12 protein-coding genes and 1 pseudogene are annotated in these 10,489 nt (G+C 62.2%); 8 read left to right on the top strand and 5 right to left on the bottom strand.

What is annotated here, in order from left to right; all coding sequences use genetic code 11:
• Positions 1-696 (bottom strand): ribonuclease H-like domain-containing protein (locus KCN53_RS15525; RefSeq protein WP_224199789.1); only part of this gene is annotated, 696 nt, incomplete at its 3' end.
• A 443-nt stretch (positions 697-1,139) separates the two neighbouring features.
• Between KCN53_RS15525 and KCN53_RS15520 the strand changes: the two genes are divergently transcribed.
• Together KCN53_RS15520 and KCN53_RS16275 are read left to right on the top strand one after the other, a co-directional pair.
• Entirely contained in the window at positions 1,140-1,442 is a 303-nt protein-coding gene (locus KCN53_RS15520; protein WP_088713239.1) for a transposase, read from the top strand.
• 74 nt (positions 1,443-1,516) lie between these two features.
• Positions 1,517-2,277: pseudogene (locus tag KCN53_RS16275) on the top strand (type I restriction-modification enzyme R subunit C-terminal domain-containing protein); the annotation flags it as partial.
• Positions 2,278-2,284: 7 nt separating this feature from the next.
• On the opposite strand, the gene KCN53_RS15510 reads toward KCN53_RS16275, so the two are convergent.
• A complete protein-coding gene (locus tag KCN53_RS15510; protein WP_143712259.1) occupies positions 2,285-3,373 on the bottom strand; it encodes an LPD7 domain-containing protein in 1,089 nt (362 codons plus the stop codon).
• Between the two features lie 217 nt (positions 3,374-3,590).
• On the opposite strand from KCN53_RS15510, the gene KCN53_RS16095 reads away from it, so the two are divergent.
• Positions 3,591-3,725, top strand: a complete 135-nt coding sequence (locus KCN53_RS16095) for a hypothetical protein (protein ID WP_263435150.1) — start codon at positions 3,591-3,593, stop codon at positions 3,723-3,725.
• 119 nt (positions 3,726-3,844) lie between these two features.
• Here KCN53_RS16095 and KCN53_RS15505 read toward each other — a convergent pair whose 3' ends face one another.
• The gene (locus tag KCN53_RS15505; RefSeq protein WP_088713236.1) at positions 3,845-4,864 is read right to left on the bottom strand and encodes an AraC family transcriptional regulator; all 1,020 of its coding nucleotides are present in this window, start codon (positions 4,862-4,864) and stop codon (positions 3,845-3,847) included.
• 244 nt (positions 4,865-5,108) lie between these two features.
• On the opposite strand from KCN53_RS15505, the gene KCN53_RS15500 reads away from it, so the two are divergent.
• From KCN53_RS15500 to KCN53_RS15490, 3 genes are all read left to right on the top strand, one after another.
• Positions 5,109-6,386 (top strand): serine hydrolase domain-containing protein, encoded by a 1,278-nt coding sequence (locus tag KCN53_RS15500; RefSeq protein ID WP_088713235.1) that lies wholly within the window; start codon positions 5,109-5,111, stop codon positions 6,384-6,386.
• Between the two features lie 120 nt (positions 6,387-6,506).
• On the top strand, positions 6,507-7,295 hold the full coding sequence (locus KCN53_RS15495) for a sulfotransferase domain-containing protein (RefSeq protein ID WP_088713234.1): 789 nt from the start codon (positions 6,507-6,509) through the stop codon (positions 7,293-7,295).
• On the top strand, positions 7,292-7,807 hold the full coding sequence (locus KCN53_RS15490) for a 2'-5' RNA ligase family protein (protein ID WP_224199787.1): 516 nt from the start codon (positions 7,292-7,294) through the stop codon (positions 7,805-7,807). The genes KCN53_RS15495 and KCN53_RS15490 overlap by 4 nt, the downstream gene beginning before the upstream one ends.
• A gap of 23 nt (positions 7,808-7,830) precedes the next feature.
• On the opposite strand, the gene KCN53_RS15485 is transcribed toward KCN53_RS15490, so the two are convergent.
• Together KCN53_RS15485 and KCN53_RS15480 are read right to left on the bottom strand one after the other, a co-directional pair.
• Positions 7,831-8,232, bottom strand: coding sequence for a DUF3775 domain-containing protein (locus tag KCN53_RS15485; protein ID WP_088713233.1), 402 nt, complete (start codon positions 8,230-8,232; stop codon positions 7,831-7,833).
• A gap of 70 nt (positions 8,233-8,302) precedes the next feature.
• Positions 8,303-9,241 (bottom strand): NAD(P)H-dependent flavin oxidoreductase, encoded by a 939-nt coding sequence (locus KCN53_RS15480; protein WP_088713232.1) that lies wholly within the window; start codon positions 9,239-9,241, stop codon positions 8,303-8,305.
• A 492-nt stretch (positions 9,242-9,733) separates the two neighbouring features.
• On the opposite strand from KCN53_RS15480, the gene KCN53_RS15475 reads away from it, so the two are divergent.
• Together KCN53_RS15475 and KCN53_RS15470 are read left to right on the top strand one after the other, a co-directional pair.
• The gene (locus KCN53_RS15475; RefSeq protein ID WP_172406291.1) at positions 9,734-9,871 is read left to right on the top strand and encodes a hypothetical protein; all 138 of its coding nucleotides are present in this window, start codon (positions 9,734-9,736) and stop codon (positions 9,869-9,871) included.
• A gap of 245 nt (positions 9,872-10,116) precedes the next feature.
• Entirely contained in the window at positions 10,117-10,467 is a 351-nt protein-coding gene (locus KCN53_RS15470; protein WP_172406290.1) for a hypothetical protein, read from the top strand.
• Positions 10,468-10,489: the final 22 nt, after the last annotated feature.

Below are 10,489 nucleotides of genomic sequence, written 5' to 3'. Positions count from 1 at the left end.
CTCTGCGGCAGTCCCTGCGAAGAGCTCGTCGAACCCAAGCGGGGTAAAGCCTCTCGCTGAAGCTGGAGGATGGTTTCGGAGAAGCGTATCACGGAGTGGCCGGCATCTGTCAGCGAAGCCGACCGGGTCGAAGAGTTCCTTTTCTCCGCACAGCAAATTCTCGACACAGTCGAAGAGCGTCGCCATCCCAGTGACATCGAGATAATTGTATTCAATCAATCTTGAAAGGGCGCCGTGGTCACCGGAAACGTATCGATGCCACAGCAGGACGGCCTCTGCTCCGTCAACGTCGCTTTCACGTTCGAAGCCCAGAGCCTTCTCAATCTTTTTCTGGCCACCTGTGAGACCGGCGTAACGGCATGCATATCGAAGGTCGATGTGCCTTTCGGGCATTAGAACGTCTGGATATTCTTTGGCTAGGAACGGCAAGTCGAATTGCGAACCGTTGAACGTCACCACAGCCTCAGCCGAGCTTGCGGCCTCGACGAAAGCCGCGGGGTCGTCGCCAGCTACATGGGCCCTGTAGCAACCATCCATGGTATATCCGACGACGGTAATGCGGTGGTAATGACGACTCAGACCCGTAGTCTCGATATCAAGGAATAGTGTACGGGGTGCAGAAAGGCGAATATGCCTGAGAAGACCGCGTATACGCCTTAGTCCTGGTGTCTCCTTTTTAGTGCTGTCGGTTCTCATAATTAACCACTACCGATATTATCGCGTTACCACTCCCGCGAGGGACGGGACGCAGTACCAAAAACACTTTATGCGACAGTTCGGAAGCTCGGACACGCTTGAACGTTTGAGGCTAGTCAAGCTTAGGTGACCTTTCGCAGCCCCGGGAGGCATCTCTTCGCTCCCCTAACTGGCTGAACCTCGCTGATGCCGCAGTGTGACGCAACGCCCCATTCTGTTGAACACTCACGAACGCCCGCTTCCGCCTCCGGAACGGGGAAATCAATTCCCGTCTCTCCCTGCGATGGAAGGATCGTATCTTCACGCTGACCGATGTCGATCTTAGTTCGTATCTTGAAAAGTCGCTTGGATGTCGAGCCTTTTGCAGAGGCCATACGAAAGGTCGCTGATTCCGTGACTAGCCCCCTGAGGAGTGGGCCATTTTGAGAGTTAGGATTTCGGCTATGCGCGGCTTGGAAGGAGCTGTGAATGGCGCGGAAGAGATACACGGTAGAAAAGCTTATCGGGATGCTGCGCGAGGCTGGGGTGCAGCTGTCGCAGGGAGAGAAGATGGTGCGATCAGCCGGTCGCTGGGGATCTCGAAGCAGAGCTACTACCGCTTGCGCCGCGAGTATAGCGGGCTGAAGGTCAGCCAGGCCCGGCGTTTGAAGGACTTGGAGAAGGAGAATCAGCGGCTCAGGAAGGCGGTGTCTGATCTGATGCTGGATGCTTCGACCCTGAAGGGGGTGGTCGAGAGAAAGTACTGAGCCCTTCGCGACGTCGGGCTAGCGATCGATTATGTGCAGCAGGCGCTGAATGCGTCCCAACGCCGTGTTTGCCTAAATTCTTCTTTACGATCTACGACTTCGTGAAGGCTTGGAAACTTCAACTATTCTGAATGGGACGGAGAGCCGCTGTCGCGTGAGGAACCGGAGAAGCTGAAACTCGCGCCCGGGGCGGGTGAGCCTCCACCTCCAGAAGAGCCGGTGATCCCGACGATCCCGAGCCCGCAACAGGGAAGATCGTTGTAAAGCTCGCTGTCGGTTAGGAGCGCCGGACTAAGTATGGCGGCGCCACGACATACATGTTCAACGGGAGGCCGATAATGGCGCAGGAGTTCATAGATCACCTGTTCGGCGGCCTCGCCACGCTCGTGACAGAGGAGGACGAGCTTAGGGAGATCTGGACGGAACCGGAACGGCGAATGGCGTGCCTCGACCGCTGACCGAGATAGACTACGACCGCGAGCGCTTAGGGGATATGAGGCATCTGATTGACGCACCGCATTCCGACATCTTCGATGTGCTCACGTACATTCGTTTCCCTCTCGCTCCGCTGGCCCGTTCGGAACGGGTCCAAGCGACGAAGGCAACTGGACTGGACGGCTACGAGGACGAGATGAGAGCGTTTCTCGAGCACGTCCTCAACGGGTATGAAACACAAGGGATACGCGAACTGGAACCGCAGCGTCTCGCTGATCTATTGCGCATACGGTACGGAGGAGTGAACGACGCGAAGCGTGCGTTGGGTTCGGTCGCAGACATCCGCGGGGCTTTTATCGACATACAGAAGCATCTCTTCTCGCATCGGCCAGCCGCCTAAGCCCTCGCTATCGAGACTGGCCGCGGAGCTGAGCGGCGGCCTGCTGCATCCGCCGCTGTTCGAGTACCTGCTTCTGGATTTCTTTCTGATGCTCCGCCGGAATGGCAGTGCCGGTCTCCTGCGCTAGCTTGGCGATCTGAACGGCCAACATTCGACGTTTACCGTGGTTTGCGATTGTCTGGCCAGACTGCTCCCACTGAACAAACAGGTTGGTCAGGGTTGCTTGGTGCTCCCGTGCTGGTTCCCGCGAGTTTGAGGCCACCTCGCTATCTCGGCGCGGCATGTGCGCACTAGAGTTAGCGTTCGGTGAAGATGGTATATCTTTATCAACGTCGTCAGGGTGAACTGGCGTTTTCCCTCTGCTCCGCTCTGCTCCGATAGACGGCTTCGGAGTAATCTCTTGTTCGTGAACCTCGCGAGAAGGGGGAGGAGGCGTGACGTTGAGCTCGCTAAGGAGCTTCTTTGAGAACGCTCCGGCACCGGTAGTGGCAAGAATGAGGCCTTGGGCGGCCGCTTCCGCTGCTACCTTCTTCTTGAAGGCCGCGGAGCCCCAGGCCCTAAGCGGCGCGTCCTTTTCATTGGCGAGGAGGGTGAGGGCAGCCCTGATCGCATGCTCGTCCGGTTGACGGTGGAAGATGACGAACGACCCTGCCTGAGTGAACGCTCGCTTCCCCGTTCGCCGATCGCGGAAAACGACCTGCCGGCCTCTCGTCGTAGCAAGATATCCGGGCGGACAACGGCGTAAGGCCTGGGCAGGATCGGTTGGTCCCTCAATAGCGAGAAACCTACCGGATACTTCCGCGAACAATTCGCTCGGGTCGTTTGCGCGCTGGCCCGCCAGCCACTGCTGGTAGGTGGGAAATCTGAATGCGACCAGCCGCCCGATCTTGGCGCGAGCAGCTCCCTTGCCGGCGGGTAGATCCGACGTGAGTAGCGATCTTACCGCACTTAGAGCTGACTGGTGTGCGGCGCGTTCCAACGTGAAGGCTTCCGATACTACCTTGCTCGTTTGCACGTCCCGAAAACGGTAGGGCGCAGGAGCTAAACGATTTGGCGCTGCCATGAAGGGGCCGAACCGTTGCTCGAGCTGTCGCAAGGAGGCGGATCGTACAATCGAAGCTTTCAGGATCAGGCTAGTCAGGAAAGAACTAGACCGACTGACTTTTAATCAGTAGGTCAAAGGTTCGAATCCTTCAGGGCTCACCATACCCAACAAGATTATGTCGGCGGGTCGCAGGCCTATATTTGGGCCTGTTCGATATCGAATCCGGGGGCCCTTCACGGCGTATCAGGCGAGCGGCAATGGAGACCAGTTGCTGATCGTGGTTCCGGAACCGGACCTCTCGTTGCTGATCACCGACGGGAACTACCGAATGGGCGGGATCTGGAGCCGTTGGCGAGACAAGATCGTCGGTCGCCACATCATTCCTGCAATCCTGGACGAATAGGGTCTGGCGTAGCCGTCGGTCGCTAATGTCCGGAAGCGCCGGAGTGCGGCGAAACTCCCATTGAAAGTTGGCTGCCCGGCCGACGGCGACATTTGCCGGGGTTACGTTTTTCTCGCCGGTCAGGAGATCGCGGCGGGGCGAGGCCCTGCCGCCGCGCGCACCTGGCGCGGGGTGCGGCCCGACCAGCGCTTCACCGCGCGGGTGAACGAGCTTTGCTCGGCAAATCCGGTCAGGAAGGCGATCTCGACCAGCGAATAGTCGCTCTCGGCGAGAAGTTCGAAGGCAAGTTCGCGGCGTGCCTCTTCGACCAGCGACTGGAAGGTGCGCCCGAGTTCGCCCAGCCGGCGCTGCAACGTGCGGGCGCCCATGCCGACCATGGCCGCGACTTGCTCGAGCCCCGGCACGCCCTCGCTGAGCGCGCCGGCGATGTGCAGCACGATGCGCCGGTCGAGGCTGTCCTCTGCGACCTCAGGAAAGCGCTCCTCCAGATGTGCCTGGAAGAAGCGCCAGATCGTCTCGTCACCGACCGGATTGGGCCGCGCCAGCATCTCCGCCGAGAAGACCAGCGCATCGCGGTCCGCGTTCATGTCCACCGGGCAGCGGAAATAGTCCTGCAGCGCGGCGGTCGTCCCGAGCGGCTCGTGCGCGAACTGGACGCGGAGCGGCGCGCGGTCGGGACCGGCGGCATCGCGCCAGAGCGCCGCGAAGGTTGCAAGCGCCGCTTCGTTCGACAGGTAAAGCCCCTTCCGGGCCGGCTGGGGGCGGTGATGCGTCCACCACCATTCGTCCCCCATGGGCTGAGGGGCGAAGGTCGACACCGGATTGTAGAGCCGCGAAAAGCGGTCCATCCGCTCGAAGGAATGACCGATCGTGGGCGCCGACTTCCAAGCGAGCCCGACGGCGCCGAAATCCTCGCAGCCCATCGAGCCCGACAGTCGCATGTGGAATCCGATGCGGGGTCCTTCGGCCTCCGCGATCGCCTCTAGCAGGGCATAGTAGCGGTCGGCGGGAATGGCCGCTTCGGGATCGTCGGCTTCGGCGGGTGTCAGCCCAGCCACCCGGTAAAGCGGCCCCGCCGCCAGACCCTCCGGCGCCTGCGCAATCGCCTTGCGCACGAACATCGACAGGATCTCCGGCACCTCGTTCCCCCTCTCCGCCCCAATCTGACGCCCGGCGACAAGCGGTTGTCGCGTCCGGGCAAGACTCGCGGCGGTGCACGCCCTATCCCCGAGCTACAGGGCCGCCGCGGCAGCCCGCAGCAGTCCGCAGCAGCCTGCGGGGGCGCACCTTAGCCTGTCGGCTTCGGCGTGCCACCTTCGGGCGCTGCGCCGTACCCACAATTGCGATCCCGACGACGCCGAACCAGCCTGAGAGACGACCGCCATGCCCAGATATCTACTAGCCATTCCCGTGACCCTGATCGCAATGGCGGGGTGGGCGGCGCTGTGCTTCATCGCCGTCGATGGCGGCCTGTTCCGCACGCCGCTGACGCAGTCCGCCGACCCCGCCGCCTTCGCACGCGCCGCCACGCAGAAGATCGAGGAGGAGGCCCGCGGCAATCTTGTTTTCGCCCTGATCGAGGAGGGCGATGTGGTTGCACGGCACAGCACGTCGGCGGGCGAGCCCGTGGACGGAGAGTCGCTGTTCCAGGTGGCCTCGCTGAGCAAATGGGTGTCGGCATGGGGCGTCATGGCGCTGGCCGAGGACGGACTGATCGATCTCGACGCGCCGGCCTCAACCTATCTGACGCGCTGGGAGTTGCCGCCCAGCCCCTATGACCATGACGGCGTCACGGTGCGCCGCCTGCTGAGCCACATGGCGGGCCTGGGCGACGGCCTGGGATATGACGGCTTTCCCGAGGGAGAGCCCGTCCAGTCGCTGGAAGACTCGCTGACGCAGGCGAAGGATGCGTCCTCCAATGCCAGCGGCGCCGTGCGGGTCGTCGAGGAGCCGGGATCGGGCTGGTCCTATTCAGGGGGCGGCTACACGCTGCTGCAACTGCTGATCGAAGAGATCAGCGGCATGTCCTTCGACGACTATATGAGAACGCGTATTTTCCGGCCGCTGGGCATGACCGATACGGGCTATGTTCTGGACGAGGCGGAGCGCACCCGGCTGGCCGAAAATTACGATGCGCAGGGGCGGCTCGAGCCGCTGAACCGCTACACCTCGCTGGCCGCGACCTCGCTCTACACCACCGCCAACGACATGGCGCGCTTCATCGAGGCGCAGGGGCCGCAGGCGGCCCCGCCGGGCCGGGGCGTGCTGTCACCGGAAACGCTTGCCGCGATGCGGGTGCCGCATGCCTCTCAGATGGGGGCCGACATCTGGGGACTTGGCACCATGCTCTATGCGGCCAACAACCGGGGCGACTTCATCATCGGGCATGACGGCAATAACGAGCCGGCGATCAACACCGCCGTGCGGCTGGACCCCGATACCGGCGACGGCATCGTCGTGCTGGAAACCGGCAATTCGCTGCTGGCGACCGACCTGGCCGGGGACTGGGTCTTCTGGAAGACCGGCAATGTCGATTTCCTGGACTTTTCCGTCGCCTTGCCGGGCATGCTGCGCGCGATCCTGATCGGCGGAGTCGTCATCCTGCTGCTGGGTATCCTGCTGGGCTGGGAGCTTCGCCGGAAGGACCGGCGCCGCGGCTGAGACAGCGGTCTGCACGCCGCCGCTGGAAATTTGCGCTTGCCCGGCTAGGGGAGGGGCAACGGCAGGAGGGCAGATATCGGTATCGTCAGGAAGGTACGGCAGACTTTGGGGAGCCGCACCGTGCCGGACCCGCGTCTGGCGCTGTTCGTCCATCACAAATGCGGCACGGTGCTACTGCAGAACGTGTTCCGTGACATCGGGGAGAGCCGGGGCTGGTACTATCGCAACCGCCGTTCCTTCTCGCGCGGCTTTCCCAGCAAGGCCGGCATCACGATGTTCAGCCATTCGCTTTGGGAGCCCGCGGCGCGCCCGTCGCCGATGCGCGGCGTCCACGTGGTCCGCGACCCGCGCGACGTGCTGGTGTCGGGATACCAATATCACCTGCGCACGAAGGAGCCCTGGTGCTCCAGCACCGACTTCACCGGGTCTTCCCCCACCGCCATTCCCTACATCATTCGCCACCGCAGCGACGACTTCCTGGAGGCCTATCGCGCAGACCTGGCCGGTCAGTCCTATCAGGCGCGGCTGAACGAGCTGGACCGGCGCGGGGGGCTGATCTTCGAAATGGACCATTTCGCCCGCTGGACCTTCGAGGCGATGGAGGCTTGGGATTATGAGCGCGACGACGTCCTGGAAGTGACGTTCGAAGAGCTGATGTCGAACTTCGACGACACGTTCGCGCGCATCTTCACCTTCATGGGCTTCGAGGGACGGCTGTTCGAGGAAGCCATGGAGACGGCGCGCACCCAGGACCTATCGCGCAAGAGCGAAGCCGAGATCGAGAAAATGGGCCATGTGACGTCGAAAACCACCAGCCGGTGGCGCGACATTCTCGACGAGGGACTGCTGGATGAATTTCGCAGCCGGTTCGGCGACCTTCCCGAACGGCTGGGCTATCCGGCGGCGTGACGACGGAGCTGGCTCCGGTCATCCTGACGGCGAAGATGGAGCGGCGTGCGCAGGGCCATTTCGATCGGCTGCGAGCGGCTCATTTTCCGCCGGAGCGGAACTATCTGGCCGCGCACATCACCATGTTTCACCATCTGCCGGAGACACGCGAAGTCGAGCTGCGCCGCGACCTGAAAGACGAGGCCCGCCACGAGCGGCACATTCCCGTCCGCGTCGACCGGCTGCGCAATCTGGGAAAAGGGGTCGCCTATGTCTTGGAGTCGCCTGAGCTCCTGGACTTTCGCGACCGGTTGGCCCGGCGCTGGGAGCATGACCTGGTGCCGCAGGACGCGGGACGCTGGCAGCCGCATGTGACGGTGCAGAACAAGGTCTCTCCAGAGGACGCCCGGATGCTGATGGCTGAGCTGGAGGCGGGCTTTTCCCCCTGGACCTTTACCGTCACCGGGGCGTCGCTATGGTTTTATCGCGGCGGCCCGTGGGACAAGATCTGCGACACGGCCTTTCGCCCCTGAGGTCAAGCGCAGCCTGACCCCGGTCAGCTAACCGTGCCGACATCGTCGCAGCTGAGGTCGAAAGCGGCGAGACCGGCCTCGATCAGCGACGCGAGCATGGGCGTCTCGTAAAGCTCCTCGACATAGTCGGTGACGTCGTCGCGTGCGCTTTGCAGCGCATCTTCCCATTCGCCGGCGTCATAGGTCCCGCGTCCGACAAGGACGAGCGCGAGGAGTTCCTGCTGTTCGTCTTCGTTCAGATCTTCGAGCGCAGTGCGCAGCTCCTGCTCGACGGACGTGTTCGTCTCGTCCTCGAGCACGTCGACTGCATCGTCGTCGGCCATGTTGGAGCCGTCGTCGGGATCGACGGCCGGCACCTGGGCGTCGAATTCGCGGGCGCGCGCTACAATGCGGCAGATTTCGTCGAGCGACGTCGTAAGTTCCATCGGGGCGGCCTTTCTCGCCAGAAAACGGTAAGAGCTTCCGTGGCAACGCCGCCCCGTTCGGCCCGGTTCCTCAGGTCGCGATGCGATCCTGCGCTGCGCGGTACTCGCGAACCAGGCGCTCGACCAGCTGCCCGGCAGGCAGGATCTCATCCACCGCGCCGATGCCCTGACCGCATCCCCAAATGTCCTTCCACGCCTTCTTGTCCTGATTTCCGCCCGAGCCGAAATCCATCTTCGACGGATCGGATTCAGGCAGGTTTTCGGGATCGAGCCCAGCCTTTCGGACCGACGGCGCAAGGTAGTTTCCGTGCACGCCCGTGAAGAGACTAGAATAGACGATGTCGTCCGCCGAGGAGTCGACGATCATCTGCTTATAGGCCTCGTCGGCGCGCGCCTCTTCGGTGGCGATGAAGGCGGAGCCGATATAGCCGAAGTCGGCGCCCATCGCCCGCGCGGCGAGAACCGCGTCGCCCGTGGCCATCGAGCCGGACAGGGCCAGCGGCCCGTCGAACCATTCACGGATTTCATGGATCAGCGCGAAGGGCGACAGAGTGCCGGCATGGCCGCCCGCGCCTGCCGCAACGGCGATCAGGCCGTCGGCGCCCTTTTCGACGGCCTTCCTGGCGAAGCGGTTATTGATGACATCGTGCATGACGATGCCGCCATAGGAATGGATCGCTTCATTGACGTCCTCGCGCGCGCCGAGCGAGGTGATGACGAGCGGGACCTTGTACTTCACGCAGAGGTCCAGGTCCTCCTGCAGCCGCCCGTTCGTCTTGTGGACGATCAGATTGACGGCATAGGGCGCGTCCTCCTCGGTCAGTTCGGTGGACAGGCGCTGCAACCACTCCTCGAACTGTTCAAGCGGGCGGGCATTCAGTGACGGAAAGCTGCCGACCACCCCCGCCTTGCACTGAGCGATGACAAGATCGGGGTTGGAAATGATGAAAAGCGGCGACGCGATCACGGGGATCGAGAGTCGTCCCTGAAGGACGGCGGGAATGCTCATGCGCTGAAGACTCCATGGTTCATTATCGCGGCCTCTTCGCCGCTCTGGATGCCGGTCTCAACTGTTCCATCGACGAGGGCAATGCCGCGATGCATATCGGATGCGTCGATGACCCGGCCGTGATCACACCGCGCGCTGGCTGCGCGGCCCCCGAAATTCAAAGCCCGGCGCGAGGTTATGTAGCGGGGCCTGCAATCAAACATATTCCTGCCCTTAATCGGCGCGGAAGCCCCGACTGTGGCGGCCCAGAAACAATATCGCCAGGTACTGATCCAGTGACTTATGTGTACGATAAAGCAAATTCGATATAGTACATGATATGTACGTCTTTCTCATCAATATGACGCGAATTGTATTAGTTATGTATCTGTAGTAAAACAGTAATTATCGGCGAAACAATATTAATATTATGTTGTAGACTCAATATTTCCAAAATAGCGTGAGCTTGGCTCTCATGGGGGAGGGCCTCTTTAAGCTGAGGAGAATTGGGACATGACCAAGATGAAAACAGCCGTTTCCGGTGCTGCGCTTAGTTTGACCGTGGCTGCGCTTGCAGCCCTGCCGGCCAAAGCCGGGGTGGCGATTTGCGCCTGCGTCGGCGGCGTCTGCGTCTGCGTCGTCATCAACTGAAGATGATCGCGGGTGAGCCGGGCGGCGGCCGCTGCCCGGCTCCTCGTACAAGGGGGCAGTAATCGATGCGTTTCCTAAAGATAAGTTCTGGTGCGTTGCTTGCCGTCGCCGGGATGTTTGTATCCGCCTGCAGTTCCGGGGATGCCGCCGAGCGGGGACCCGGGTCCATTGACGTCGGCGACGCCGGCGGGAGTTATATTTTCACGTTCACGCCGACCGCACCGGGGGATGAGGACAGTGGCGGCATGTCTGTGTCGGTATCTGTCGATCCCACGAAAATGGGACCGGCCAGCGGAGACCTTGTCTGGACCGTCGACCTGTCCGTGCGCGATGCGGCCGTGAGCGGCTGCGTCGCCGAGGAGGAAGATGGCGAGGTGCTGAACGACGTCACCTGCACGTCGGAGGACGGACGTATCCTGATCGAGGCGCGTTCGAACGACCAGGCCGCGCTGCTGTTCGATTTCGGCCGTGAAACGCCGCAGGGCTATGAGGGAGAGGCTTTCATGCAAGCCGCCATGCTGCCGGGTGGGGGCATGCAGATCGGGACTGCCACGCTCGAGCGGATGGAGACCGGAGAGATGGAGGCCGCAGAATAGCCGAAGCTGGTACGCGCGCCAT

The sequence above is a fragment of the Pacificimonas aurantium genome, from assembly GCF_020092905.1.
Classification (GTDB): domain Bacteria; phylum Pseudomonadota; class Alphaproteobacteria; order Sphingomonadales; family Sphingomonadaceae; genus Pacificimonas; species Pacificimonas aurantium.
Note: the sequence above shows the minus strand (reverse complement) of the source record. Positions and strands in the feature narration are given on the sequence as shown.